The following is a 25071-nucleotide window of genomic DNA, read 5'->3' as shown; positions in this document are numbered from 1 at the left end:
ATTCAACAGCAGGAGAGGGCATGCGTGATTACAAGTGGCTGCACGAATATTGTCTGAACCGCTTCGGTTCAGCGGCCGAGCTGGACGCCCACCTGCCCGTGCCCAAGACCCCGGCGCAACTGCGCAAGATCAGTGATGATCGCTACCTGTCGACCTTGGCGCTGCGCGTGTTTCGCGCCGGCTTGAAACACAGTGTGGTGGATGCCAAGTGGCCGGCGTTCGAGCAAGTGTTCTTCGGCTTCGACCCGGAAAAAGTCGTGCTGATGGGCGCCGAACACCTGGAGCGCCTGATGCAGGACACGCGCATCATCCGTCACCTGGGCAAGCTCAAGAGCGTGCCGCGCAATGCGCAGATGATCCTGGATATCGAGCAGGAAAAAGGCAGCTTCGGCGCGTTTATCGCCGATTGGCCGGTGACTGATATCGTCGGGCTGTGGAAGTACCTGAGCAAGCACGGTCATCAGTTGGGTGGGCTGTCGGCACCACGCTTCCTGCGCATGGTCGGCAAGGATACATTTGTGCCGAGCTATGACGTGGTCGCGGCATTGAATGCGCAGAAGATCGTCGACAAGGCCCCCACCAGCCTGCGCGACCTGGCGACGGTGCAAGGTGCGTTCAACCAGTGGCATGCCGAGAGTGGGCGGCCGATGTGCCAGCTGTCGATGATGCTGGCGTACACCGTCAACCATTGACCGGGGTCTATTGTGTGGCGAGCAGGCCCGCCACACGGTTACTCGGCCAACCGGCGGTTCAGTTGGTGCCGCCAGCGCACATACAGCAGCGCCGTACAGAACACCGCCAGGCTGGCCAGCATCTCCAGCACCCCGAACCACTGCCGGTTCGGGTCATACGCCGCCAGCGCACCCTTGATGAAATACAGGTTCACCACAAAGCACATCCACGAGTGCCCGCGCGCACTGCCGATGATCATCCCCGGCGCCAGCACCAGCAGCGGCACCAGTTCGATCAGCAGGATCACCCACGGGCGTGCGCCGTGCAGGTCGGCGACGAACAGGTAGTACCCGCACAACAAACCCACCAGGGCGAAAAACGCCAGCAGGCTTAACGCGCGTGCCGCCTTGACCCGTGGCTCCAGCCACGCTTGCGGCGGTAGAACCTTAGGCTTCCTGGCCACGGCCGTTCTCCAGCAGCGTGGCGGTCTTGGCCAGGCGCAGGCCCAGGGCCCGGCACAGGGTGATTTCATGTGGATCGAGCAGGCGCTTGCCATCCGGCCCGGCATGGTGGCTGGCGCCATACGGTGTGCCGCCGCCCTGGGTGTCGAGCAGCGCCTGTTCGCTGTAGGGCAGGCCAGTGATCAGCATGCCGTGGTGCAGCAGCGGCAGCAGCATCGACATCAGCGTGGTTTCCTGGCCGCCATGCAGGCTGGCGGTGGAGGTGAACACCCCGGCCGGTTTGCCGACCAGCGCGCCGGTGAGCCACAGGTTGCTGGTGCCATCGAGAAAGTACTTGAGCGGCGCGGCCATGTTGCCGAAGCGCGTCGGGCTGCCCAGGGCCAGGCCCGAGCAGTTTTTCAAGTCATCGAGGCTGGCGTACAGCGCGCCTTCGTCGGGGATGCTCGGCGCCACGGCTTCGCATTCGGTGGAGATCGCCGGCACGGTGCGCAGTCGCGCTTCCATCCCGCCTTGCTCGATGCCACGGGCAATCTGCCGAGCCATTTCGCTCACCGAGCCATTGCGGCTGTAATACAACACCAGCACATACGGCGTAGTCACGGCAGGATCTCCAGCACGTTCTCTGGCGGGCGGCCAATGATGGCTTTATCGGCGGTTTCCAGGATCGGGCGTTCCATCAGCTTGGGGTGTTCGGCGATCGCGGCAATCAACTGCGCTTCGCTGAGGCTGGTATCGGCCAGGTTAAGGGTCTTGTATTCGTCTTCGCCGGTGCGCAGCAGTTGGCGGGCGCTGATGCCCAGCTTGGCCAGCAGTGTCTTCAATTGCACGGCATTCAGCGGGGTTTCCAGGTAACGCACCACGGTGGGGGCGAGGCCTCGGGCTTCCAGCAGGTCGAGCGCACCGCGGGATTTCGAGCAGCGCGGGTTGTGATAAAGCGTCAGATCGGTCATGTGCGGGTCGCATCTTGCGTAAGGTGGCGGGTATTCTACCTGCGCGGCGTCCTGTCCTTAAACCGTAAGAGGCGATAGGTCGCAGCCAACGTTCATTTTTGCGAAGGATTACCCCATGACAAGGCGACTGATCGGTGCATTGGCGATCATCACAACCCTGCTGCTCAGCGGCTGCGGCAATGACTACGGCGTTGACCAATACGGCCAGAAGGTCGCGGCCGAGCGCCTGGACAAACAGTGGCTGGTGGTCAACTACTGGGCGGAATGGTGTGGCCCATGCCGCACGGAAATCCCCGAACTCAACGCCCTGGCGGAACAGTTGAAGGGGCAGGGCGTGGGGGTGTTCGGGGTTAACTTCGACAATGTGCAGGGGGCGGAGCTGAAGGGGGCCAGCGACAAACTGGGGATCAAGTTCACCGTGCTGGCGCAGAACCCGGATGGGATCTTCGATATTCCGCGTAGCGAAGCGTTGCCGGTGACCTACATCATCGATGACAAGGGCAAGGTGCGCGAGCAGTTGATGGGTGAGCAGACGGCGGAAGGGGTGCTGGCCAAACTCAAGGCCTTGCGCGGCTAAAGCAACCGCCCCTCCCACATTTAGATCTAACCAACGTGCAGATCGGTGCAGTCAGCCCTCTTCGAGCCACAGGCGAATCGGCTTGCCTTCGGCCGGCCAGAAGCGGGTCTGCTCGATCGGCGAGATGTCCCAGCGCTGTACGCCTTGCAGGGCCTGGAAGAAGCGCTGTTCCTGCTCCATCAGGGCTTCGGCGCAGAGCTTGCGGGTGCTGCCGAGCTTGCCGAAGCTGAGTTTGTCGCCCTCGACGGTGTACGGCGCGAACCAGTGGTTGCAGCCGCCATTGCCGTAGGCACGCCCATCGGCGCCGAGGGTGACGGTCAGGTGTGCGTAATCCATCAGCGGTCGCTCGCCAATCCACTCCACCACGTAGCTGTGATCCTGCTTGAGCTTGACCGCATCCCCGGCGCAGCCACTCAGGGCCGCACCGACGGCGGCGAGCAGAAGCAGGCCTTTCATTGCCCGGCCTTCTGGCATGTCGGGCAACGGTGCTTGTCGCCTTCGCTGGCCCAGCCCAACTCGGCAATGCGCGCGTTGGCGGCCGGTTGCAGCGGCTCTTTGGTCAGCTTGGTTTCCACCGCGAATTCAAACTCCAGCACAGTGTCGCAGCTGTCGCAGTTGACCTTCCAGGTGTGAATCTCCAGCTCACCGAACTTCGGCCCGCGGGCCATGGCGACCCACTGGCCAGCAGGACGGATGGAGTAGCGCGCGTCACCTTCGACGGTAAGGCGCATGGACAAGGTTTTACTGCCACGCAGGGTGACGATCAGCACGTCGTCATGCTTGATCGAACCACCGTTGCCGGTGACCTGGTAACGGCCCGGCACCAGGGCGCGGCATTCGATCAGGGTGTGTTGCGGGCTCAGCAAGCTGAAGCGGAAATCGTGTTCGGCCATGGATCCTCCAAATAGGCGCGGCATCCTATCACGGGTGCCTGATCATCATGAGCCTGGTATGTGACCGCTGATCATCCTTCGACGAGGTTCTGTGCCCGGCCATCGGCCCATGCCGCAATATTCGCCAAGGTGGTGCCGGCGATCGCCGCCAGGGCTTCGCGGGTGAGGAACGCCTGGTGTGCGGTGATGATCACGTTGGGGAAGGTCAGCAGGCGCGCGAGCACGTCGTCCTGCAGGGGCAGGTCGGAGCGGTCCTCGAAAAACAGCTGGGCTTCCTCCTCATACACATCCAGCCCCAGGTAGCCGAGTTGGCCGTCCTTGAGTGCTTCGATCAGCGCCGGCGTGTCGACCAGGCCACCGCGACCGGTGTTGATCAGCATGGCGCCGGGTTGCATCCGCGCCAGGGAGCGTGCATTGATCAGGTGCTTGCTGTCGGCGGTCAGCGGGCAGTGCAGGCTGATGATCTGCGCCTGGGCCAAGAGCTCCGGCAGGCTCACATAGTCAGCACCGAGGGCTTGGACCTGCGGGTTGGGGAACGGGTCGTAGGCGAGCAACCGGCAACCGAAGCCCGCCATGATCCTGGTGAACGTGGCGCCGATCTGGCCGGTGCCGACCACGCCGACGGTCTTGCCCACCAGGTCGAAACCGGTGAGGCCATGCAGGCTGAAATCGCCGTCGCGGGTGCGGTTGTAGGCGCGATGCAGGCGGCGGTTGAGGGCAAGGATCAGGGCCACCGCGTGTTCGGCGATCGCATGGGGCGAATAGGCCGGGACGCGTACGATGGTCAGGCCCAGGCGTTTGGCGGCAGGCAGGTCCACATGGTTGTAACCGGCCGAACGCAACGCGATCAACCGCGTGCCGCCCTTGGCCAGGTGTTCCAGCACCGGGGCACTGAGGTCATCGTTGATAAAGGCGCAGACCACCTCGTGGTGTTCGGCCAGGGCGACGGTGTCGAGGTTGAGCCGGGCAGGTTGGAACTGCAGTTCCAGGCCGCGCGGCAGGGGTTCGCCGAGGAAACTGTCGCGGTCGTAGGTCTGGCTGCTGAAAAGAATCACGCGCATCAAAGGCGTCCTTTTTTGATGAGTTCAGGCGCTGACCCGCGCTTCACTGGCCAGCCGTGCAATGGCCATGTCCAGTTCGTCCAGCGCGTGCATGGCCTTGGCGTCGTCCTGCTTGAGCAGGGTTTCGGCGCGTTGGCAGGCGGCGCGCAGTTGCGGCACGCCACAGTAGCGGGTGGCGCCGTGCAGGCGGTGGACGCGTTCGATCAGGGCCAGGTTGTCTTTGGCGTCGCGGGCGACGTGAATGGCCTGACGGTCGGCTTCCAGGGAGGCCAGCAGCATGGCCAGCATGTCGGCCGCCAGGTCGGTCTTGCCAGCGGCCAGGCGCAGGCCTTCCTCGTGGTCCAGCACCGGCAATTGCACGCCCGGGCCCAGGCCTTCGACGGCGCGCTCCGGCACCTGGTTGCGCAGGGCCAGGCCAGTCCATTTCAGCACCACCTGGGCCAGTTGCCGTTCGCTGATGGGTTTGGTCAGGTAATCGTCCATCCCGCTTTGCAGCAAGGCGCGCTTTTCGTTGGCCATGGCGTGGGCGGTGAGGGCAACCACCGGCAACGGCGTGCCATGGCGCTCGCTTTCCCACTGGCGGATCGCCTCGGTGCTCTGGCGTCCGTCCATGCCGGGCATTTGCACGTCCATCAGCACCAGGTCGAAGGTGTCCTGTTTCACCGCGTCGACCGCCGCGTAACCGCTTTCCACTGCACGTACCTGCGCGCCCATATCTTCCAGCAGGGTCTGTACCAACAGCAGGTTTGCCGGGTTGTCGTCGACACACAGCACACGCGGAGCACGGCTGGACAACGGCTCGCCCGGTTCACTGCGTGACGGCCGCGGGCTGATCAGGTCGGACAGGGCACGGCGCAGCTTGCGGGTACACGCCGGCTTGGCCTGCAACTGGCTGTTGGGGTTGGGTACCGACTCGTTGAACAGCATCTGTTCGGTGGTGGGGCACAGCACCAGCACTTTGCAACCCAGGTGTTCGAGGTCCCACAGGTGCTGGTTGAGGCGCTCGGGCGGAATATCGTTGGCGGTCACGCCGAGTACCGCCAGGTCGATAGCCTGCTCGGTCTGGTGAGCGCTGGTGATGCCGTTGGTCAGGCTTTCCAGGGTATTGAACGGCGTCACTTCCAGGCCACAGTCTTCCAATTGATGTTGCAGGGCCTGGCGCGCCAGTTCGTGATTTTCCAGCACCGCCACGCGATGGCCCAGCAGCGGCGCACAGGGCAGGTCTTCGACGTCGTCGCGGGTCTTGGGCAGGTTCAGGCTGATCCAGAATTCAGAGCCTTCGCCCGGCGTGCTGTCGACGCCGATTTCACCGCCCATTTGTTCGATCAGGCGCTTGGAAATCACCAGGCCCAGCCCCGTGCCGCCGGGTTGGCGCGACAATGAGTTATCGGCTTGGCTGAACGCCTGGAACAGCGCGCGCACATCCTGGCTGGACAGGCCGATGCCGGTGCCCTGCACGCTGATGCGCAGTTGCACGCTGTCTTCCTGCTCGTCCTCGACCATCGCCCGGGCCACGATGGTGCCTTCGCGGGTGAACTTGATCGCATTGCTGATCAGGTTGGTGAGGATCTGCTTGAGCCGCAGCGGGTCGCCCACCAGCGCCAGCGGCGTGTCGCGGTAGACCAGGCTCACCAGTTCCAGCTGCTTGGCATGGGCGGCGGGGGCGAGGATGGTGAGGGTATCTTGCAGCAAATCCCGCAGGTTGAAGGGGATGCTGTCGAGGACCAGCTTGCCTGCCTCGATCTTCGAGAAGTCGAGGATCTCGTTGATGATGCCCAGCAGATTGTCGGCGGATTTTTCGATGGTGCCCAGGTAGTCCAGCTGGCGCGGGGTCAGTTCGCTTTTTTGCAGCAGGTGGGTAAAACCGAGGATGCCGTTGAGTGGCGTGCGGATTTCATGGCTCATGTTCGCCAGGAACTCGGACTTGATGCGACTGGCCTCCAGGGCCTCCTTGCGCGCCAGGTCCAGTTCGATGTTCTGGATTTCGATGGTTTCCAGGTTCTGGCGTACGTCTTCGGTGGCCTGGTCGATGCTGTGCTGCAATTCTTCCTGGGCGTTTTGCAGGGTTTCGGCCATGCGGTTGATGCCCGATGCGAGTTGATCCAGCTCCTGGCTGCCCAAGGGGGGCAAGCGGGTTTCCAGGTTGCCGTCCTTGAGTTGGGCCACCGCTTGCTTGATCAGGCCAATCGGCGCGTTGATTGTACGGCTGATGCGCAGGGCCAGGGCTGCGGTGCAGATCAGGCCGATGGCAATCAGCAGCAGGCTGGCGAACAGGCTGCGATAGCCGCGCAGCAACATGCCGTTGTGGGACAACTCCACCTCGACCCAACCGAGCAGGCGATCAGCTTCATCGGGGATCAAATCGCCCGCCAGGTTGCGATGGCGACCAAACACAGGCAGCAGGTAGCGCGTGGCGTCGTTGCCGGTGCGCTGCAGCAGGTGGGAACTGTTACCGACCGGCGGCTGGTTGAGCATGGTCGGGCCGGCGTGGGCCAGGGGCGTGCGGTCCGGCGCGAGGAACGCCACTGTGCGCACGTCCGTCTGTTCCAGGGATTGGGTGGCGATACGCTCCAGCAGGTCGGTGTTCCTGCTGCCCATGGCGGGGGCCACCAGGGGCGCCAGTTGCTCGGCGATCATTTCGCCGCGTTGCAGCAGTTGGGCCTGCAACTCCGAGAGCTGCATCCAGGTGAAGTAACCCCCCAACAACAAGGCCATCAGGCTGGTCGGTAATAAGGTCAGCAACAGTACGCGGCCTTTTATCCCCATTCTTCTAAGCACGCCACTCTCCTGCTACCACACTGATATCAATCTTCCGCGCCGGCATCCGGCCCGCGCCACCTGCGCAGTGTAGCCATTTGCGCGGTCTGGAATCTTGCAAATTAATGACAGAGGGCAATCCTCGGGCCGTTGGACACCGTGTGGCGATTGCCTGCGGCGGGGTTATCTTGAATAATCAGTGATTGAGAATGACTTGCAGACGCTAATGAATCCCGCACCAGTTGGCCTACCTCGTATCCTGACAATTGAAGATGACCCCGTGCTGGGTGCCTATGTGCATGAGCATCTGGGGCGCTGTGGTTTCCAGGTCTCCTGGTGCCAGAACGGTCAGCAGGGCTTGGAGATGGCGCGCGATCAGGCATTCGACGTGGTGTTGATGGATATTCTGCTGCCGGGCCTGGATGGCTTGTCGATCCTCACCCATCTGCGCCAGAGCCATTCGGTTCCGGTGATCCTGATGTCGGCCCTGGGCGCTGAAACCGATCGCGTCAGCGGTTTTCGCCTGGGGGCCGATGATTACCTGCCCAAACCTTTCAGCATGGTTGAACTGCGCGTGCGTATCGAAGCCATCCTGCGTCGGGTGGCCCTGGATCGGCGCCCGTTGCCGACGCTTGCGCCCGTGCGTGAAGATAACCGCACGCTGCGTTTCGACGATGAGCTGTGCGATGTTTTTCATCAGGGGCACTGGGCGGGCCTGACCCGCAGCGAATACCGACTGCTGGAAACCCTGCATCGCAACGGTGAAGAAGTCCTCAGCAAAGCGTTCCTCTACCAGCACGTGTTGCAACGGGGTTATGCGCCCCATGACCGCAGCCTCGACATGCACATCAGCCAGATCCGCCGCAAGCTCAAGGCCATCGGCTACAGCGAGCGTGAGGTACGCACGGTGTGGGGCAAGGGCTATGTGCTGAGCGGTCACGACGATGGGCTTTGAGGCATCGCTGAAACGACTGCCGGGCAGGCACTCGTTATTCTGGAAACTTGCCTGCCTGCTGATCGCCTTCTGTTTGCTGATGATCTGGCTCAGTTGGTCCTGGGGCCGGTACATGGAGCAAAAGAACGCCTACCTGTCCGACGAGGCCAGGATCACCTTGAGTGGTTATGCGGTCGGCGCCGAGCAGGCCTGGAACCAGGGTGGCAATGCCGGCGTTGATGCGTGGCTGCATGCAATGGGCAAGCGCGAAAGCACGTGGATCGGTGTGATCGGCAATGACTTACAGTCGTTGAGCAGCTACCCGCTGACCGACACGGAAAGCCAGCGCCTGACCTTCCTGCGGGGCCTGGATTGGCCGGTCAGCCGCCACGTCAAGGGGTTGCCGTGGTTGAAGATTCCGTTTGCGGTGGATCCGGGCGCCGGTTCGCTGGTGATTGAACTGCCGCAGCGCTTTATGCCGGGGCGCTACCAACTGTTCTGGCGGGTGGTGACCAACGGCGTGATTCCCGGCCTCTTTACCTTGTTGCTGTGCATCGGCCTCTATCGGCTGCTGATCATGCCCCTCAATCAACTGCGCGAGCAGGCCAACGCATGGCGTGCCGATCAATTGAATACGCGGATGTCCCACGACGCCACCAGTCGTCAGGACGAATTGGGCGAGCTGGGGCGCGCGTTTGATCATATGTCCGAGCGCTTGCAGGGTACGGTGATGCTGCAACAGCAACTGTTAAGGGACATGTCCCATGAACTGCGCACGCCATTGAGCCGTTTGCGGGTGGCCTGTGACAGCGAGCAGGATCTTGCGCGCCTGCGTGAGCGGTTGGGGCGGGAGATCGACGCCATGCAGCGCCTGGTGGAAGACAGCCTGCAACTGGCCTGGCTGGATACCGAGCGGGCGCCGCTGCCCAAAGAAGATATTCAGGTGCAAGCGCTGTGGGACATGCTGCGCGAGAACGCGTGCTTTGAAAGCGATTGGCCGGCATCGCGACTGCCCTGCCTTCTGGGCGCTGACAGTTGGGTACGGGGCAACCTGAATGCCCTGGCGCAGGCCCTGGAGAATATCCTGCGCAACGCCATACGCCACTCCCCGGCGGATGGGGCTGTGTGCCTGGATGGATGCCGCGAGGGGGAGTATTGGCACCTTTGGTTGGAAGACCAGGGCGGGGGAATCGATGAGCAGGATCTGGAGCGAATCTTTGCACCGTTTACGCGGCTGGACGGCTCAAGGCCAGGCGATGGTGGCTTCGGGCTGGGCCTGAGCATCGCTCGCAATGCCGTGCAACGCCAGGACGGCAGCTTGTGGGCGGAAAATACCGGCCGGGGCTTGCGTGTGCACCTGCGGTTGCCGGCGCGATAGGTCTCAGCTTCGGCGCTGCTTGCGCTTTTTCCATTGGTGCGCGACCCACCAGCGCCAGTACCCCATGGTCAGGCAGTAGGCCAATGCGCCCAACACGACCCCCAACACCACCGAACCCAGCAGAAAGGGTTGCCACAGTGTGCTCAACTGGCCGCTGATCCATTCCCAGGTCAGGTCGTCGGGCAGGCTGCGCGGTGGCACATTCATCAGCCAGGCGCCGGTCATGTAGGTGCAGATGAACACCACGGGCATGGTGATCGGATTGGTCAGCCAGACCAGGCTGACGGCGATGGGCATGTTGCCGCGCACGATGATCGCCAGCACCGCCGCCAATAGCATCTGCAACGGAATCGGGATAAAAGCCGCGAACAAACCCACCGCCATGGCGCGTGCCACTGAGTGCCGATTCAGGTGCCAGAGGTTCGGGTCGTGCAGCAACGTGCCAAGAAACTGTAATGACTTGTGTTCCCTGATACTGGTGGGGTCGGGCATGTACCGTTTGAATAAGCGCCGAGGCATAAGGGGTCCAGGTCAGTTCGAGGGGCAAGTATGCCCGCATTCTATAAACAGAAAATTCAGACTTTGTGACAAAACATCATAGGACGTCCTGGGCCCTCGTCTAAGACTGAGTGGATCACTTGAAAAGGAGGGTTCATGAAGACAGGGATGTTCGCGCTCGCGCTGGGGTTGCTTGCCTTGCGCTTTCTACCGACGTTGCCGCCGACGGGATGGCTGATAGCCATGCTGGTGCTGGCATTGATGCTATTGCCATTTCGTACGTCTCCACTGGCATTTTTCCTGCTGGGCTTGAGCTGGGCGTGCATCAGTGCGCAGTGGGCACTGGATGATCGACTACGGCCGGTGCTGGATGGCCAGACGCGATGGCTGGAAGGCCGTGTAACCGGGTTGCCGCAGCAGACAGAGACGGGTGTGCGTTTTGAGCTGGCCGACAGCCAGGCGCGCAACGCCCGGCTGCCCAAGCGTATCCGTGTCTCCTGGCACGGTGGGCCGTCGGTACGCAGTGGCGAGCGCTGGCGTCTGGCCGTAACGCTGAAACGGCCTGCCGGGCTGCTCAACTTTCACGGTTTTGATCAGGAGGCCTGGCTGCTGGCCCGGCGCATTGGTGCCACCGGCTCGGTTAAGGATGGTGAGCGCCTGGCGCCGGCTCGTCATGCCTGGCGTGACACTGTCCGGCAACGTCTGATGGCGGTGGACGCCCAAGGCCGCGAGGCGGGCCTGGCAGCCTTGGTGCTGGGGGATGGCTCCGGGCTGGCGGTCGAAGACTGGCAGGTGTTGCAGGACACCGGTACGGTGCACCTGTTGGTGATTTCCGGCCAGCACATTGGTTTGTTGGCGGGGTTGATCTACGGGTTGGTCGCGCTACTTGCACGCTACGGCTGCTGGCCCCGCACCTGGCCGTGGCTGCCGTGGGCGTGTGGCCTGGCGTTTGCCGCCGCGCTGGGGTACGGCCTGCTGGCAGGGTTTGGCGTGCCGGTGCAACGGGCCTGCGTCATGGTGGGGCTGGTGCTGTTATGGCGTTTGCGCTTTCGTCATCTGGGGTTCTGGTGGCCGTTGTTGCTGGCACTCAATGGCGTGCTGATCCTGGAGCCACTAGCCAGTCTGCAACCCGGATTCTGGCTGTCCTTTATGGCTGTCGCGGTGCTGGTCGTGGGATTTGGTGGGCGGTTGGGGCCGTGGAGTGTCTGGCAGGCATGGACACGTCCTCAGTGCTTGATTGCCGTTGGTCTGTTTCCTGTGTTGCTGGTGCTCGGTTTGCCCGTCAGCGTGAGTGCGCCGCTGGCCAACCTGATTGCCGTGCCGTGGATCAGCCTGGTGGTGTTGCCACTGGCGTTGCTGGGGAGCGCATTGTTGTCGCTGCCGTATCTGGGGGAAGGCTTGTTGTGGCTGGCGGGTGGGGCGCTTGACGGGTTGTTCCGGGGCTTGGCATGGCTCGCTGGGCAAATGCCTGCCTGGATACCGGCCGAGGTGCCCTTGGGGTACTGGCTGATCAGCCTGGTCGGCGCGATGCTTTTATTGCTGCCCAAAGGCGTGCCGTTTCGGCCACTGGGCTGGCCGCTGCTGTTGTTGGCAGTGTTTCCACCCCGCGAGCCGGTGCCCCATGGGCGGGTGGAGGTGGTGCAACTGGATGTCGGGCAAGGTCTGGCCTTGATCCTGCGTACCCGCCATCACACGTTGCTCTACGATGCCGGCCCGCGTTCGGGGACGGTTGATCTCGGTGCCCGCGTGGTAGTGCCCGCGTTGAAAAAGCTCGGCGTCGGGACGCTGGATATGATGCTGCTGAGCCACGCCGACGCCGATCATGCCGGCGGGGCGTCGGCTGTTGCCCGAGGGGTGCCGATCCGGCGTGTCGTGGGCGGTGAAACCGAGGGCTTGCCCGCGTTTCTCGAAACCCAGCCCTGTGTCAGCGGTGAGCAATGGGTGTGGGACGGTGTGGCATTCGAGCTGTGGCAGTGGCCTGATGCGACGGATGGCAACCCCAAGTCCTGTGTTCTGCAGGTCAAGGCCAATGGTGAGCGCCTGCTGCTCACGGGGGATATTGATCGGGCTGCCGAGCGGGCATTTCTCGCCTCATCGTTGGCCGTGCGCACCGATTGGCTGCAATCCCCTCACCATGGCAGCCGCAGTTCGTCGTCATGGCCTTTTCTACAGCGGCTGTCACCCACGTCGGTACTGATTTCTCGGGGGCGTGGCAATGCGTTCGGCCATCCTCACCCGCAGGTGGTGGAGCGCTACCAGCAACTGGGCAGCCAGATATACGACAGTGCCGAGCAGGGCGCGGTGCGTGTGCAACTAGGGGCTTTCCAGCCACCGACTGTTGCGCGTAGTCAACGCCGTTTTTGGCGCGAAACGTTACCCTGATCCAGCCTTACCAAAGACCGGCGCCTGGGACAGACGGGTCCATGGCCGACGAACCCCGCCGCCGAACCTATATGGTAAAGTGACGCACTTTTTCGAGGGGACATTCACTGTGTGGGAATTGGTCAAATCTGGCGGCTGGATGATGTTGCCCATCATCTTGAGCTCCATCGCCGCACTCGGCATCGTTGCCGAACGTTTGTGGACCCTGCGTGCCAGTCGCGTTACCCCCGAGCATCTGCTGGGGCAGGTCTGGGGCTGGATCAAGAACAAGCAGCTGGACAAGGACAAACTCAAGGCACTGCGCGCCAACTCGCCGCTGGGTGAAATCCTCGCCGCCGGCCTGGCCAATTCAAAGCATGGTCGCGAGATCATGAAAGAGTGCATCGAAGAGGCCGCCGCCCGGGTAATCCATGAACTGGAGCGCTATATCAACGCCCTCGGCACTATCGCGGCCATGGCGCCGTTGCTCGGCTTGCTGGGGACGGTACTGGGCATGATCGATATTTTCAGCTCGTTCATGGGCTCGGGCCTGACCACCAACGCGGCCGTACTGGCCGGGGGCATCTCCAAGGCCCTGATTACTACAGCGGCGGGCCTGATGGTCGGTATTCCTTCGGTGTTCTTCCACCGTTTCCTGCAGCGGCGCATCGATGAACTGGTGGTCGGTATGGAGCAGGAAGCCATCAAGCTGGTGGAAGTGGTGCAGGGCGACCGTGACGTGGACCTGGTTGGGGGCAAAGCGTGAAATTTCGCCGCAAGCGACGGGAAAATGTCGACATCAACCTGGCGTCGTTGATCGACGTGGTGTTTATCCTGCTGCTGTTTTTTGTCGTCACCACCACCTTCACCCGGCAGACCGAACTGCGTGTCGACCTGCCGGAAGCCGTGAGTGGTTCGCCGGCCGAAGACCAGGAAGTCAAGCAACTGGACATCGCCATCAGCGCCGACGGGGCGTTTTCGGTGAATAACCAGTTGCTGGAGAAAAACGACCTCGCCAGCCTGATCGCCGCCCTGGAAAAAGAGTCCGGCGGCAATACCAAGATGCCGTTGTCCATCAGTGCCGATGGCAAGACCCAGCACCAGGCCGTGATCACCGCGATGGACGCTGCCGGCAAGCTCGGTTTCAGCCATCTGCGCATGAGCACTGTCGAGGCGGCGAGCCAACCCTGATGGCCATGTCCGATCGTTTGCTCAAGGCCTGGTACGAGGGCCATCCGGGGCTCGCGTTGTTGCGTCCGCTGGAATCGTTGTATCGCCGGGTGGTGCAGCGCAAGCGCGCGCGGTTCCTGGCAGGAGAGGGCGAGATCTATCAATCGCCGGTGCCGGTGGTGGTGGTCGGTAACATCACCGTGGGCGGTACCGGCAAGACGCCGTTGATCCTGTGGTTGATCGAGCACTGCCGACGCAGTGGCCTGCGCGTCGGTGTGGTCAGTCGCGGCTATGGCGCCAAGCCACCGCAGTTGCCATGGCGCGTCGAGGCGAGCCACAGCGCCACGGTGGCGGGTGACGAGCCTTTGCTGATCGTGCAACGCTGCGGCGTGCCCCTGATGATCGATCCCGACCGCAGTCGTGCGGTGAAGGCCCTGCTCGCCAGCGAGACCCTCGACCTGATCCTCTCCGACGACGGCCTGCAACACTACCGCCTGGCCCGTGACCTGGAACTGGTGCTGATCGACGCCGCCCGAGGCCTGGGCAATCGCCGTTGCCTGCCGGCCGGGCCATTGCGTGAACCGGTTGAGCGTTTGCACAGTGTTGATGCGCTGCTCTACAACGGTGCCGGCTCGGATCGCGACGATGGCTTTGCGTTTTGCCTGCAGCCCACCGCACTGGTCAACCTGCACAGTGGCGAGCGCAAGTCGGTGGCGCACTTTCCAGAGGGGCAGCAGGTACATGCGGTCGCCGGTATCGGCAACCCGCAACGTTTCTTCAACACCCTTGAAACGCTACACTGGCAGCCGATTCCCCATGCTTTTGCCGACCACGCGCCCTACAGCGCCGAGGTCTTGAATTTTACCCCGTCATTGCCACTGGTCATGACCGAGAAGGACGCGGTGAAGTGCCGCGCCTTTGCCCAGCCCGACTGGTGGTACCTTGCGGTGGATGCGGTGCCGTCGCCGGCGTTCGTCGCCTGGTTCGACACGCAGCTGATGCGCCTGCTGCCCGCCCGTCTTTTGCCTTAAACGCTGCTATCCAGGAAACACTCATGGACACCAAACTGCTCGACATCCTCGCTTGCCCGATCTGCAAAGGCCCGCTCAAGCTCAGCGCCGATAAAACCGAGCTGATCAGCAAGGGCGCCGGCCTGGCTTACCCGATCCGTGATGGCATCCCGGTGATGCTGGAAAGCGAAGCCCGCACCCTGACCACCGACGAGCGCCTGGATAAATGACCACAGCCTTTACCGTTGTCATTCCTTCCCGCTACGCCTCGACACGTCTGCCGGGCAAGCCGCTGCAACTGATCGGCAGCAAGCCGATGATCCAGCTGGTGTGGGAACAGGCCTGCAAAAGCAGCGCTGAGCGTGTCGTGGTGGCCACTGATGACCCGCGCATCATTGAAGCCTGCAAAGGGTTCGGCGCCGAAGCGGTGCTGACCCGTGAAGATCACAACTCCGGCACCGACCGCCTGGCCGAAGTGGCCACGCAGTTGGGCCTGGCGCCAGACGCCATCGTGGTCAATGTACAAGGCGACGAGCCGTTGATCCCGCCAGGCGTGATCGACCAGGTGGCCGCCAACCTGGCTGCCCATGGTGAAGCGCGTATGGCGACCCTGGCCGAGCCGATTGAAGACATCGACACCCTGTTCAACCCGAACGTGGTCAAGGTGGTCAGTGATGTCAACGGCCTGGCGCTGACCTTCAGCCGTTCGACCTTGCCCTGGGCGCGTGACGCCTTCGCCAGGAACCCTGACCTGTTGCCGGAAGGCGTGCCGTACCGTCGCCATATCGGCATCTACGCCTATCGTGCCGGTTTTCTGCATGACTTCGTGAGTTGGGGCCCGTGCTGGTTGGAAAATACCGAATCCCTGGAGCAACTCCGAGCCCTCTGGCACGGCGTACGTATCCACGTGGGGGACGCCCTGGAAGCACCGCCTGCGGGTGTCGATACCCCGGAAGATCTTGAGCGCGTCCGTCGCCTGTTGGGGGCCTGATGGAGGTTCTGTTTGTCTGCCTGGGCAATATCTGCCGCTCGCCCACCGCTGAGGGCGTACTGCGCCATAAATTGCGCGAAGCCGGGTTGGCGGGGCAGGTCGGCGTAGCGTCCGCCGGCACCGGCGAATGGCATATCGGCAACCCGCCGGACCAGCGCAGCCAACGTGCGGCGCTGGTACGCGGCTACGATTTGTCGGCCCAGCGTGCCCAGCAGGTCTCCCGCGCCGACTTTGCGCGCTACGACCTGATCCTGGCCATGGACAACAGCAATCTGCGCAATCTCAAGGCCCTGCAGCCCGGCCAGGGCAAGGCGGAGCTGGACCTGTTCCTGCGCCGCTATGACGCTGAAGTGGACGAGGTGCCAGATCCCTACTACGAGGGCGAACAAGGCTTCGAACGGGTCCTGGACCTGATCGAGCAGGCGTGTGATTTATTGGTGATCGAATTGAAGGGGCGGTTATGACCTTGCAAGTGCTGGCGCAGGTGTCGCTCAAGCCATTCAACAGCTTTGGCATTGATGTGCGTGCCCAATTCTTCGCCGAGGCCCGCAGTGATGCCGATGTGCGCGAGGCACTGGCCTATGCGTCGACCCAGGCGTTGCCCTTGCTCGTGATTGGCGGTGGCAGCAACTTGCTGCTGACCCAGGACATTCCTGCCTTGGTGTTACGCATGGCCACCCAAGGCATTCGTGTGTTGCAGGATGATGGCGTGCAGGTGGTGGTCGAAGCCGAAGCAGGCGAAGCCTGGCACCCGTTTGTAGTGTGGACCCTGGAACAGGGCTTCTGCGGCCTGGAAAACCTCAGTCTGATCCCCGGCACCGTCGGTGCTGCCCCCATGCAGAACATCGGCGCCTACGGCGTGGAGATCAAGGACGTCTTTGCCGGCTTGACCGCCCTGGACCGCCAGACGGGCGAACTGCGCGACTTCAGCCTGGAGGAATGCAACTTTGCCTACCGTGACAGCCTGTTCAAGCACGAAACCGGACGCTGGCTGATCCTGCGGGTACGCTTCGCCCTGAGCCGCGTCAGCCACCTCAAGCTCGACTACGGCCCAGTGCAGCAGCGCCTGGCGGGGCAGGGGATTACCGAGGCGACACCGAGCGATGTCAGTCGCGCGATTTGCAGCATCCGTAGCGAAAAATTGCCTGACCCGGCAGTGCTTGGCAATGCTGGCAGCTTCTTCAAGAACCCGCTGGTGTCCAAGGCCCTGGCTGAAGAGTTACAGGCGCTGTATCCGGACCTGGTCGCCTACCCCCAGGCGGATGGGCAGATGAAGCTGGCGGCAGGCTGGCTGATCGACAAGGCCGGCTGGAAGGGCTTTCGTGACGGCGATGCCGGTGTGCATGCCCTGCAGGCGCTGGTGCTGGTCAACTATGGCGGCGCCACAGGGCACGATATTGCCAACCTGGCCCAACGTATCCAGCGGGACATCACCCAGCGTTTCAAGGTCGAGCTGGAAATGGAACCCAACCAGTACTAATGCAGTGAAAACAAAAATGCCCCGCATCTGTCGATACGGGGCATTTTTTATGCAGCGAGTAAATCAGTCGTCGCGGCTCATGATGCCGAATATCTGCAACAGGCTGATAAACAGGTTGTAGATCGACACATACAGGCTGACGGTCGCCATGATGTAGTTGCGTTCACCGCCGTGGATGATGGCGCTGGTCTGGAACAGGATGCACACGGAGGAGAACAGCACAAAACCCGCGCTGATCGCCAGTTGCAGGCCGCTGATCTGGAAGAACATGCCCGCAACCACCGCCGCCAGCAACACGAAGAAGCCTGCGGTGATGAAACCACCCAGGAAGCTCATGTCCTTGCGGGTAATCAGCACGTAGGCCGACAGACCACCAAACACCAGGGCTGTCATGGCAAACGCCGAGCTGACCACTTCCGCACCCCCGGCCATGCCGAGGTAACGGTTGAGGATCGGGCCGAGGATAAAGCCCATGAAACCGGTCAAGGCAAACGCCGATACCAGGCCCCAGGCCGAGTCACGCAGCTTGTTGGTCAGGAAGAACAGTCCGTAGAAACCGATCAGTACGACGAAGATATTCGGGTAGCCGACGTGCATCTGCTGGGCCACGAACGCCATTACGCCGCTGAATGCGAGGGTAAGGGCGAGCAAGCCATAGGTGTTGCGCAATACGCGGCTGACTTCAAGCTGCTCAGCCTGCGCGTTACCATTCACTGCGTAATTCTGTTCGCGCATGGCGACACTCCTTCGGTTTTGAAACGTTCAGTCGCAAAGATCATAACAGACGCTCTGTAACAAGCTATGGCGAGAGTTTGACAGTGTGTTTCATTCGGGTATTATGGCGCCCGCTGAGACAGGATGGGCTACCATAATCCTGTGACGCACAAGGGGAATTGGCAGAGTGGTTGTAATGTACCGGTCTTGAAAACCGGCGAACGTTAATAGCGTTCCCAGGGTTCTTATCTAAGGCTATCTCCAGTTGCACCTTGCTGTACCGCTTCATCGCGTCATCGGAATAAACGGGAAATTGGCAGAGTGGTTGAATGCACCGGTCTTGAAAACCGGCGGACGTTAATAGCGTCTCCAGGGTTCGAATCCCTGGTTTCCCGCCAAGATTCAAACGAAAGCCCCGCAATGCGGGGCTTTTGTGTTTCTGTGGTTTGGGTGGAACACGACGGTTTTTGAGAGGCGTTCCGAAACTTTCGGGTAGGAGTTCCGAAACTTTGCCTATTTGGAGGGTTTGGCGGTCGCACCAATCCGCCTGTAGACCCGCTTAGTTATCTCTTGTTTAGTGTGCCCCAGGAGCAGGCTTGCGTCGCCAATATCGACGATTTCCGATGCCGCCTTGGGCCGAATATCACGAAACTGAAATCCGCCGATCTTCGCCGCGAGCATAGGGTCGCCCTGATCCAGAGCATTTTTTTGCGCTTTCTCCCGTGCTTTGTCCCAGCGCAAGCGCAACATGCCCTTCGTCATCCGTTTCCCGTACTTGTTGATCAGTAAGTATTTGGAAGGGTGGCGTACGTTCCTTTCTGTTATCTCCCTAACCAATTTCCCGAGGCTGTTTTCTCCGGCTTCTGTTCGCATCAGAATTCTGAGTTTCTGCCCGGTTTTGCCCTGAGTCACCAGGAAGTAATCGCCTTCGGTATCGTCGCTACGCATGATGATCACATCGGCGGGGCGCTGGCCGGTCAAATAGGCCAGATCCATTGCTTCTTTAAGCTCTGGCCCAGCCATCCCATAAACCGCATCCCAAACCACGGCATTGGCGTAGTAGTCGCGTGGCACCTCCTTGTTCTTCCTCACTCCTTGGCAAGGATTCTCCCGCTCAGTGAGGCCCCACTCGCGTGCCATATTGAACACGTGTGACAGAAGGGCGATTTCCCGGTTGGCCCTAACCTTGGCGGTGCGTGCGTCGCGATACCCGGCAATATTTGCCGGCGTGATTGAATCAATGGGAGCCCCATCGAATGTGGGACGTAGCTGTTTTAGTTCGGCCAGATTGTCTTTTTGTGTACGCTCTCCTTTTTTCGGAATGACGTCGCGGGCGTACCGATCGAAGATCCCCTTCATCATCGTCAGGTCTGCTGGCTTTTCCTTGGCCTCAAGCTCGGCCCATTTCAATCGCGCTTTACTCAGGTCCCCTCCTAGCGGGATCTCCTTTCCTGTTGAGTCTTTGTAGTAATAGCCGACCCACACTTTGCCGTTCTTGCGAGGACGTTTACGTCGCACCATTCCAGGCGGCAGGTCCCTATTTTCCGCGTTCCGAGGCCGCATCTCAGTTCACTCTGGAGAAGTCAGGCGTCCAAACTGGTCGCATCGGCGGCGCGCTCTGTTCAACGAGCGCTGGATTGGTCATGCCGAGCTTCATGCGAGCGTACATACGCCCGACTAAAGGGCGGCCCCCACGGCTTTCGATGAAAACCCAATTACGGTCGCTAAGCCATTTTCGCTGATGGGCACGCTGCTTATAGCCCGTAAGGTCGGCTAGCTCTTCGTCCGAAAGAATTTCAGCCTCTATGGATTTGGCGGCTGAACGGGGCGTATACCCCATGACAGGCTGCGCGGGTGGGCGTTCCTGAGCGTTTAGCATTGCATCATCGACCGCTGCGCCGCGCAGCTTTTCGAGGGGTATAAGCGCCTCGTTTGGTGCGCTGGAAGGAGCAATAATGCCTGCTGCTGCGCAGCAGAGACTGTTTGTTTCTGAGGTGTCGACACCACTGGTAATACGGAGCAAAGCGGCCTCGGCGCCGGTGTTTTCCTGTTGGTTCTTCATGCCGCTTTCCTCCGGTGTTCGATGGTGAGTTGGTCCATCAGGCGCTGGTGATAGGTAAGTCTGGCTTCTGCGGCAGGCCATGGCCGGATGATTTCAGCCATGGGTTGTATGCCGACCAAGCAATCCCAGATAGCCGGATCGGTTGGCATGAGGTCGCGGCGTTCGGTGGCCAGCGCAATCAAGTCGGCCTGGTGAACGCAAGCAGGAAGTTCTGCAGCGATGTCGAAGCGCTGGCACACGCGTTGCCAAACCCAGTCTTCGAAGTCTTGGTATGCATGTATCCACTGCTTAAGTGGCTTGGTCATGTCGCCTAGGTACGCCTCTGGCGCATCGTGGAGCAAGGCAGCGAGCTTGTGTTCTTCCGGTACCAGCTCGGCGACGATGCAGCTATGTTGCGCCACACTGTAGAACTCGCGGGTGTGCCCGTTGAAGCGGCAGAGGTGTGCCAGTGAGTGGGAAATATCCCGTGGATCGATCATGTCGGCGTCAGGTTCGAACAGGTCAAAACGCTTGCCGGTGTGGGTGAGGATCCAGTTCATGCTGCCTCCTTCACGAGGTCGGCCAGCAGCAGGGCGTCGTCTGTTGCTTTGTGCAGATCGCGTAGCCTGTTGTAGCCGATGAGCGCTCTCAACTGACGGTCGAACTCTCGGTTGCGGCGAGTTATGTCGTGCAGTTCCTTGATCGCCTTTGTGTATTGCTGTTGTAGCGTTCCAGCGGCTTGAGGCGTCAGCCGCAGCATCGGGATGGCGCGGCTCATGTCACATCCTCCTGGCGGAAGGCATTCAACTCGTCGGCCATGCTCAAAGCGTGGTCGCGCAACATGAGTGCTTGAGTCGCGTGGCCTTCCGATTTGATGGCGTGGAAGAAATCGGCGGCCAGCTTGAGTTTCCCCGCGATGGCCAGAAGGATCTGACGGTCCTGGGGTTCCCTGATCAAAATCAGTTCCAGGCGCTCACATCGCCGTGTGGCGTTTTCGAGAGCAGTTGCGGACGACGACTCGCCCTCCTCAATGCCCTGGATGTAGCCCTTAGCGTGGCCGTCGTCGTAGCCTTCGCTCCAGCCGTCCTTTAAGCCGCCTCGGTACCCGACCCAATACAGGATGGCGAGTGCAATTACGAAGCTGATCAAGGCGAGAGTTTCTAATGCCGTCATCTGGTTTGCTCCTAGTGTTGTGTTCCGCATGGCTGGTGGTGCAGCGGTTGCGGTGGTTCAGCTGTTATCGAAGTGTGTCGGTTAAAATGTCATCTCTCGTCTGGCTGGGGTTGAGTGTTTGTCAGCACCTCATCTGCGGCATCGGCCTGCGTATCAATGAAGATCGCCAGATGGCGGATATCGATAAAACGGGGGCGCTTAGCGCTGGTATCCAGAGTGGTGATGGGCAGCGCTACACGGCCACTTGTCAGTGCGCGAGTGAAGTTGTCTTGGTTTAGATTGCTGAAGTAACGTTCACGTACCTGTTCGACGGGGACGAGCAGATCCCCGAGGGTTCGGTACAGCAGGTCAACGGTTTGACTTCTGGGCGCTATCGGCAGGCGCAGTTCGCGCTGTAAGGAAGCCGTCATGCTGCGTTCGCCTTATCTACTTGGGCCTTGAGCGTGCCGAGCGTCAGCTTTCCGGGCTTACGTTGCGGCGCTGCTTTGGCATGGGGTTGGTTACTGGCTCGAATATCGCGGTTGATAGCTGCCAGGGCTGTGCGTGCTGTGTTGCCGAACGCCACGAAACGCGGCAGTGGAGAGGTGCTGTCTAGCGGTTCCAGCACGGCACCTAGCTCAACTCCCTCAATACCGTAGCCAAGGCGCAGCATGGCGCGCGCCCGGTAGTTGGGGCCGAGATCGATGACGAGCTGGTCGAGAGCTGCAGCTAGTTGTAGGTGCTCCATTTGCAGCGGTGCGCCGGTGATGGTGAGGGAAACGCCGGCGGCTGTGGCGGCCAGTGTGAGGTTGGCCAGAATTTTTTCGGGCGTACGACGTTCTTCGGGCAGGTTCAGCAGCTCGATCAGTACGGTGTCAATCAGCTTGCGGTCCATGTGTGTTCCCTCGGGGGTGGTTCCAGGCGATCTCAACGTGCGTGCGTACCAGATCGCGTAGGTGCTCCGGTACTTCTGCCAGCGCGGCAATGCGTTCCTCTCGGGTTCGCATCGCCGTGATCTGGCGGGCGTACTGGCGCGGCCATGCTTCAGGCTGTCTCATTACGCGACTTCTCGCGGGTCAGGCACGGCGGGTGGGGCTGGGCGCTCAATGCCGATCTGCCTGGCCAGCCAGGAAATACCAATGTCGGTCACGCGCGTGGTGCGCTTGTATTGCATGCCATGCTTCTCGTGAAACCAGCGACTCTCACGGGTGACCAAAAAGTCTTTGGTCAAGGCAGGGTTGGTTGGCAGGTTGTGTTGATCCAGCAAGCCTTTGTCGCGCATGCGTTTCATCAGTTCGCGGTGACCCAAACCTAGGCGTTCCGCTACGCGTTTGAGGGATAGGCTCATGACGACACCTCACGCGGCGGCTGCGAGGCTATTGCGGTAGCCCTGCAGGAATTGGTTGAGGTTTTCAGCCAAGATTGCGTAGGCGCGCTGGTTGTCGGCGGGCAGGGTGAGCGCGCATCCGGCGGCGTCGAGTTCAAGCTTGGCGATGTAGCCGCCACGTGGGTTGCGCTGGATCTGTACAGAGGGATCCAGTTCGTCAGCGATCAGATGGTAAATGCCGCGCCCACGTCGAATTGCCAGACGTAGGATGGCCTCTATATCACCGACAGCCTCATGCTCATCTACATCGGGCACGCCGGTAGGGCTGAGGCCGTTCGCGATACCTTCAATGAAGCTAGCGACACGCGTGGCGTTGTTTTTGCGGTGCTTATCGAGGGTGACGGAATTGAGCGTCCCGCAGATCTGCACCAATACTGTGATGCCGGCGGTGCACTGATAGATCTCGACCTTAGCCGTTACGGTTTGGCCGCCATCACGCGAGTGAAGGGTGTGATTGAAGGTGCCGCTAAGGGTTACCTGGGCCTGCAGGCGAATATACGCACCGGCATTGAGAGACAGTCTGCTCATGCTGCGCGCCCTCCATCATCTGGATTGAAGGGCGCTGGCATGTGGCTGGTGGCAGCTTTGCGTTTGGTGGGTGCGAAGGTGCAGCCGTGGATTACGGCTAGGCGGCGCACCTCGAAAATACGGCTGGGTGGGCACGTTGGGAGTACGTGCAAGGTTGCGGTTTGCATGGGGATTGCCTCGCTCTGTGGTGGGAGAGTGAGGCAATTAAAGTTCTCTTAACTTTTTAAGTCAAGGATGCTTAAGCTATTTTGTTAAGAGACCTACAGCTAGAGGGCTCCAGCGTGCCATACGGCCCGTCCGATGATGAGTAGATGACCAATGCTTGTATCGGTAGCGCTCTCATCCGGATAGGCGCGTTTGTCCTCGTTGTCGCTTCGAATTATCCAACCGTTGGTGAGCGTGTGGACTAAGCGCTTGATGCTGATGTCTCCGTCTGGGCGCTGAATTGCATAGATTCTGCCGTTCAATGGCTCCCGCTGGCCTTCGTCAATCAGCAGCACATCATCATCAGCAATGGTCGGGAACATGCTCATTCCTGTGCTGTAGATGACCTTGAGGTTCTTTTCCTTCAAGCCCATTCGGGTAAGCCAGTCTCTCCTAAACATTAGGCCGCCGAGGTCTTCTATGTGGTGGTTTGTGTGACCCGGGCCTGCACCCGCCTTGGCGGTGAATTGGGGAATCAGCACATGGCCCTCCTCGAGGGCGCCGGCGTCATATTTGTCCCCTATGCCTTCGGCAAGCCACTGTGCTGAGAACCCGGTAGCGCGTGCGAATAGGAAAAGATTTTCAGCCTTGAGGCTCCCGTCTCCCTGGGCTAACTGGCTAATTCTGGCAGCACTCAGGTTGGACTCTATGGCCAAGACGCTGGCTTTCTTTCCGCACTTGGAAATGGCGTATGCGATTCTTTCTGCTGGAGTATTCATTAAGCTAGCTTAAGGCTTACTTTGTTTGGAGTCCTTCATTTGCTTGCCAAATAAGTTAAGTGTACTTACTGTATTGGGCAGGCAAACAGGAGAGCACCATGCTCACGACAGAAGTAATCGCCTTCTTCGGAGGGAAATCTAAAGTGGCTGCGGCTCTGAAAGTCTCCCCCGCTGCAGTATCGCAATGGGGCTCTGAGCCGCCGCAGTCACGCCAGTACCAGGTTCAAGTGCTTACAGATGGAAAGCTCAGGGCGACAGATAAAGCGTCAAGCCAGCAGGCCGCTTGACGAAGTAAAAGGCAGAGCGGCGCGGAGCAAACCAATACAACGCGCCGTTCCACCGCCCCCCAAGGCACGGATGCCCTGGGTTGCCTGCTAACCCACCACGGTCTGCAGGCTGCAACGGAAGGGCACTGCGGAGCGTGTGCCTTGCCATCGGGGTGCAGCCGGGTTTTCTACCACAGAGCAACCGGCTGCATGCGACCACCTGTGAGTGACCACAGCACAACTGTACCAAACAGGCATGCAGCGGTCACTGGCAGAGTTTTTGGAGTTTTGCCATGAACCGTAAACAGTTCAATTCCATTGAGCGCGCACGGCGTTCGCTGTTGACTCTACCGCAAGCTTTGCTTCACGCCGCACGTGATTATCCGGGCGGAGCCACTGCCATTGCCGCTATCGACGGCGGCAACGCCACCACCCTCAATCATAAGCTGAGCCTGACCAACACCAGTCACACGCCTAACATTGGCGATCTTGAATTGGTGCTGGATGCCACGCGCGATCCGCGCATCGTAGACGCGTTGCTGCATCCCATCGGTTGGGTGGGAATCGACGTTTCCGAGTTGAGCGACACCGACACGGCGCAGTCGCTAATGGCAGGCATTGGCGAGTTGCTTTCTCGTGAGGGGGAGTTAGCCACGCATGTATCGACCTCATTGTCCGATGACAAACTGGACGATGACGAACTGGCTGAGTTTGAACTGCTAGCCGAGCGCATGGTGCAGGCGGTGTTCAAGTTGCGCGCGGTGCTCCGCAAGATGCATGCGGAGGATCTGCACTATGTCTGACAACGCAGATGTGGCAGATAACGTCATTGCTCTTAATCTCGCAGTGGCCATGGCCGCCCGGCCC

Annotated in this window: 33 protein-coding genes and 1 tRNA gene; 15 read left to right on the top strand and 19 right to left on the bottom strand. The window is 60.9% G+C overall.

From position 1 onward, the window contains the following. Window positions 1-20 precede the first annotated feature (20 nt). Entirely contained in the window at window positions 21-692 is a 672-nt protein-coding gene (locus FBY10_RS20740; protein WP_145337669.1) for a DNA-3-methyladenine glycosylase I, read from the top strand. 38 nt (window positions 693-730) lie between these two features. Here FBY10_RS20740 and FBY10_RS20735 read toward each other — a convergent pair whose 3' ends face one another. Genes FBY10_RS20735 through arsC form a run of 3 tightly spaced genes read right to left on the bottom strand, consistent with a single transcriptional unit; the run spans window position 731 to window position 2083 of the window. Continuing rightward, on the bottom strand, window positions 731-1135 hold the full coding sequence (locus FBY10_RS20735) for a DUF2069 domain-containing protein (RefSeq protein ID WP_145337670.1): 405 nt from the start codon (window positions 1133-1135) through the stop codon (window positions 731-733). After that, the gene (wrbA, locus tag FBY10_RS20730) at window positions 1119-1733 is read right to left on the bottom strand and encodes an NAD(P)H:quinone oxidoreductase (RefSeq protein ID WP_090402864.1); all 615 of its coding nucleotides are present in this window, start codon (window positions 1731-1733) and stop codon (window positions 1119-1121) included. Before wrbA ends, FBY10_RS20735 begins: the two co-directional genes overlap by 17 nt. Further along, the gene (gene arsC / locus FBY10_RS20725; protein ID WP_131698041.1) at window positions 1730-2083 is read right to left on the bottom strand and encodes an arsenate reductase (glutaredoxin); all 354 of its coding nucleotides are present in this window, start codon (window positions 2081-2083) and stop codon (window positions 1730-1732) included. The genes wrbA and arsC overlap by 4 nt, the downstream gene beginning before the upstream one ends. Window positions 2084-2198: 115 nt before the next feature. Between arsC and FBY10_RS20720 the strand changes: the two genes are divergently transcribed. Further along, a complete protein-coding gene (locus FBY10_RS20720; protein WP_131698040.1) occupies window positions 2199-2660 on the top strand; it encodes a TlpA disulfide reductase family protein in 462 nt (153 codons plus the stop codon). A 51-nt stretch (window positions 2661-2711) separates the two neighbouring features. Here FBY10_RS20720 and FBY10_RS20715 read toward each other — a convergent pair whose 3' ends face one another. The 4 genes from FBY10_RS20715 to FBY10_RS20700 all read right to left on the bottom strand — a co-directional run bounded on the left by FBY10_RS20715 (window position 2712) and on the right by FBY10_RS20700 (window position 7392). Continuing rightward, window positions 2712-3116, bottom strand: coding sequence for an META domain-containing protein (locus FBY10_RS20715; RefSeq protein WP_131698039.1), 405 nt, complete (start codon window positions 3114-3116; stop codon window positions 2712-2714). Then, a complete protein-coding gene (locus FBY10_RS20710) occupies window positions 3113-3553 on the bottom strand; it encodes a hypothetical protein (protein WP_092488784.1) in 441 nt (146 codons plus the stop codon). Before FBY10_RS20710 ends, FBY10_RS20715 begins: the two co-directional genes overlap by 4 nt. Before the next feature lie 71 nt (window positions 3554-3624). Beyond that, the gene (locus FBY10_RS20705) at window positions 3625-4614 is read right to left on the bottom strand and encodes a 2-hydroxyacid dehydrogenase (RefSeq protein ID WP_145337671.1); all 990 of its coding nucleotides are present in this window, start codon (window positions 4612-4614) and stop codon (window positions 3625-3627) included. A 24-nt stretch (window positions 4615-4638) separates the two neighbouring features. Continuing rightward, window positions 4639-7392 carry a response regulator gene (locus tag FBY10_RS20700; RefSeq protein WP_145622931.1) on the bottom strand — a complete coding sequence of 918 codons (2754 nt, stop codon included), beginning with the start codon at window positions 7390-7392 and terminating at the stop codon, window positions 4639-4641. A 205-nt stretch (window positions 7393-7597) separates the two neighbouring features. Between FBY10_RS20700 and FBY10_RS20695 the strand changes: the two genes are divergently transcribed. Together FBY10_RS20695 and FBY10_RS20690 are read left to right on the top strand one after the other, a co-directional pair. After that, the gene (locus FBY10_RS20695; protein WP_131698036.1) at window positions 7598-8326 is read left to right on the top strand and encodes a response regulator transcription factor; all 729 of its coding nucleotides are present in this window, start codon (window positions 7598-7600) and stop codon (window positions 8324-8326) included. Further along, window positions 8316-9683: a sensor histidine kinase gene (locus FBY10_RS20690; protein WP_145337673.1), complete on the top strand. Its 1368-nt coding sequence runs from the start codon at window positions 8316-8318 to the stop codon at window positions 9681-9683. Before FBY10_RS20695 ends, FBY10_RS20690 begins: the two co-directional genes overlap by 11 nt. A 3-nt stretch (window positions 9684-9686) precedes the next feature. On the opposite strand, the gene FBY10_RS20685 is transcribed toward FBY10_RS20690, so the two are convergent. Beyond that, window positions 9687-10202, bottom strand: a complete 516-nt coding sequence (locus FBY10_RS20685) for a DUF2062 domain-containing protein (protein ID WP_145337674.1) — start codon at window positions 10200-10202, stop codon at window positions 9687-9689. A gap of 135 nt (window positions 10203-10337) precedes the next feature. Between FBY10_RS20685 and FBY10_RS20680 the strand changes: the two genes are divergently transcribed. The 8 genes from FBY10_RS20680 to murB all read left to right on the top strand — a co-directional run bounded on the left by FBY10_RS20680 (window position 10338) and on the right by murB (window position 17193). Further along, window positions 10338-12563: a DNA internalization-related competence protein ComEC/Rec2 gene (locus tag FBY10_RS20680; protein WP_256663563.1), complete on the top strand. Its 2226-nt coding sequence runs from the start codon at window positions 10338-10340 to the stop codon at window positions 12561-12563. Between the two features lie 109 nt (window positions 12564-12672). Continuing rightward, window positions 12673-13308: a MotA/TolQ/ExbB proton channel family protein gene (locus tag FBY10_RS20675; protein WP_131698033.1), complete on the top strand. Its 636-nt coding sequence runs from the start codon at window positions 12673-12675 to the stop codon at window positions 13306-13308. Beyond that, window positions 13305-13733, top strand: a complete 429-nt coding sequence (locus FBY10_RS20670; protein WP_131698032.1) for a biopolymer transporter ExbD — start codon at window positions 13305-13307, stop codon at window positions 13731-13733. Before FBY10_RS20675 ends, FBY10_RS20670 begins: the two co-directional genes overlap by 4 nt. Continuing rightward, window positions 13733-14743: a tetraacyldisaccharide 4'-kinase gene (lpxK, locus tag FBY10_RS20665; protein ID WP_131698031.1), complete on the top strand. Its 1011-nt coding sequence runs from the start codon at window positions 13733-13735 to the stop codon at window positions 14741-14743. The genes FBY10_RS20670 and lpxK overlap by 1 nt, the downstream gene beginning before the upstream one ends. Before the next feature lie 23 nt (window positions 14744-14766). Continuing rightward, window positions 14767-14952, top strand: coding sequence for a Trm112 family protein (locus tag FBY10_RS20660; protein ID WP_003174668.1), 186 nt, complete (start codon window positions 14767-14769; stop codon window positions 14950-14952). Next, the gene (gene kdsB / locus FBY10_RS20655; protein WP_065927093.1) at window positions 14949-15713 is read left to right on the top strand and encodes a 3-deoxy-manno-octulosonate cytidylyltransferase; all 765 of its coding nucleotides are present in this window, start codon (window positions 14949-14951) and stop codon (window positions 15711-15713) included. The genes FBY10_RS20660 and kdsB overlap by 4 nt, the downstream gene beginning before the upstream one ends. Further along, window positions 15713-16177, top strand: a complete 465-nt coding sequence (locus FBY10_RS20650; RefSeq protein ID WP_131698030.1) for a low molecular weight protein-tyrosine-phosphatase — start codon at window positions 15713-15715, stop codon at window positions 16175-16177. Before kdsB ends, FBY10_RS20650 begins: the two co-directional genes overlap by 1 nt. Then, a complete protein-coding gene (murB, locus tag FBY10_RS20645; protein WP_145337675.1) occupies window positions 16174-17193 on the top strand; it encodes a UDP-N-acetylmuramate dehydrogenase in 1020 nt (339 codons plus the stop codon). Before FBY10_RS20650 ends, murB begins: the two co-directional genes overlap by 4 nt. Window positions 17194-17256: 63 nt before the next feature. Here the strand turns inward: murB and FBY10_RS20640 are convergent, their stop codons facing one another. Beyond that, the gene (locus tag FBY10_RS20640) at window positions 17257-17928 is read right to left on the bottom strand and encodes a Bax inhibitor-1/YccA family protein (protein WP_048728419.1); all 672 of its coding nucleotides are present in this window, start codon (window positions 17926-17928) and stop codon (window positions 17257-17259) included. A 286-nt stretch (window positions 17929-18214) separates the two neighbouring features. Here FBY10_RS20640 and FBY10_RS20635 point away from each other — a divergent pair. Then, window positions 18215-18305, top strand: a tRNA-Ser gene (locus FBY10_RS20635). A gap of 115 nt (window positions 18306-18420) precedes the next feature. On the opposite strand, the gene FBY10_RS20630 is transcribed toward FBY10_RS20635, so the two are convergent. The 10 genes from FBY10_RS20630 to FBY10_RS20575 all read right to left on the bottom strand — a co-directional run bounded on the left by FBY10_RS20630 (window position 18421) and on the right by FBY10_RS20575 (window position 23938). Next, the gene (locus FBY10_RS20630; protein ID WP_145337676.1) at window positions 18421-19470 is read right to left on the bottom strand and encodes a tyrosine-type recombinase/integrase; all 1050 of its coding nucleotides are present in this window, start codon (window positions 19468-19470) and stop codon (window positions 18421-18423) included. Between the two features lies 1 nt (window position 19471). Beyond that, complete coding sequence (locus FBY10_RS20625) at window positions 19472-19714, bottom strand: DUF4224 domain-containing protein (protein WP_071492035.1); 243 nt, start codon at window positions 19712-19714, stop codon at window positions 19472-19474. A gap of 251 nt (window positions 19715-19965) precedes the next feature. Next, window positions 19966-20508 carry a phosphohydrolase gene (locus FBY10_RS20615; RefSeq protein WP_145337677.1) on the bottom strand — a complete coding sequence of 181 codons (543 nt, stop codon included), beginning with the start codon at window positions 20506-20508 and terminating at the stop codon, window positions 19966-19968. After that, window positions 20505-20726, bottom strand: a complete 222-nt coding sequence (locus tag FBY10_RS20610) for a hypothetical protein (RefSeq protein WP_065927343.1) — start codon at window positions 20724-20726, stop codon at window positions 20505-20507. The genes FBY10_RS20615 and FBY10_RS20610 overlap by 4 nt, the downstream gene beginning before the upstream one ends. After that, window positions 20723-21121 carry a hypothetical protein gene (locus FBY10_RS20605; RefSeq protein ID WP_074844090.1) on the bottom strand — a complete coding sequence of 133 codons (399 nt, stop codon included), beginning with the start codon at window positions 21119-21121 and terminating at the stop codon, window positions 20723-20725. Before FBY10_RS20605 ends, FBY10_RS20610 begins: the two co-directional genes overlap by 4 nt. Window positions 21122-21210: 89 nt before the next feature. Further along, a complete protein-coding gene (locus FBY10_RS20600) occupies window positions 21211-21531 on the bottom strand; it encodes a pyocin activator PrtN family protein (RefSeq protein WP_145337678.1) in 321 nt (106 codons plus the stop codon). After that, window positions 21528-21995, bottom strand: a complete 468-nt coding sequence (locus tag FBY10_RS20595; RefSeq protein WP_145337679.1) for a hypothetical protein — start codon at window positions 21993-21995, stop codon at window positions 21528-21530. Before FBY10_RS20595 ends, FBY10_RS20600 begins: the two co-directional genes overlap by 4 nt. Window positions 21996-22157: 162 nt before the next feature. After that, complete coding sequence (locus tag FBY10_RS20585; RefSeq protein WP_065927347.1) at window positions 22158-22448, bottom strand: phage antirepressor KilAC domain-containing protein; 291 nt, start codon at window positions 22446-22448, stop codon at window positions 22158-22160. Window positions 22449-22457: 9 nt separating this feature from the next. After that, complete coding sequence (locus tag FBY10_RS20580; RefSeq protein WP_145337680.1) at window positions 22458-23015, bottom strand: hypothetical protein; 558 nt, start codon at window positions 23013-23015, stop codon at window positions 22458-22460. Window positions 23016-23281: 266 nt separating this feature from the next. After that, window positions 23282-23938 carry a LexA family transcriptional regulator gene (locus FBY10_RS20575; protein ID WP_065927349.1) on the bottom strand — a complete coding sequence of 219 codons (657 nt, stop codon included), beginning with the start codon at window positions 23936-23938 and terminating at the stop codon, window positions 23282-23284. Between the two features lie 98 nt (window positions 23939-24036). On the opposite strand from FBY10_RS20575, the gene FBY10_RS20570 reads away from it, so the two are divergent. Then, complete coding sequence (locus FBY10_RS20570) at window positions 24037-24225, top strand: Cro/CI family transcriptional regulator (protein WP_053130838.1); 189 nt, start codon at window positions 24037-24039, stop codon at window positions 24223-24225. Between the two features lie 272 nt (window positions 24226-24497). Next, the gene (locus FBY10_RS20565; RefSeq protein ID WP_053130835.1) at window positions 24498-25007 is read left to right on the top strand and encodes a phage regulatory CII family protein; all 510 of its coding nucleotides are present in this window, start codon (window positions 24498-24500) and stop codon (window positions 25005-25007) included. Window positions 25008-25071: the final 64 nt, after the last annotated feature.

Origin of the sequence: Pseudomonas sp. SJZ103 (assembly GCF_007828335.1) — a bacterium.
GTDB lineage: Bacteria > Pseudomonadota > Gammaproteobacteria > Pseudomonadales > Pseudomonadaceae > Aquipseudomonas.
Note: the sequence above shows the minus strand (reverse complement) of the source record. Positions and strands in the feature narration are given on the sequence as shown.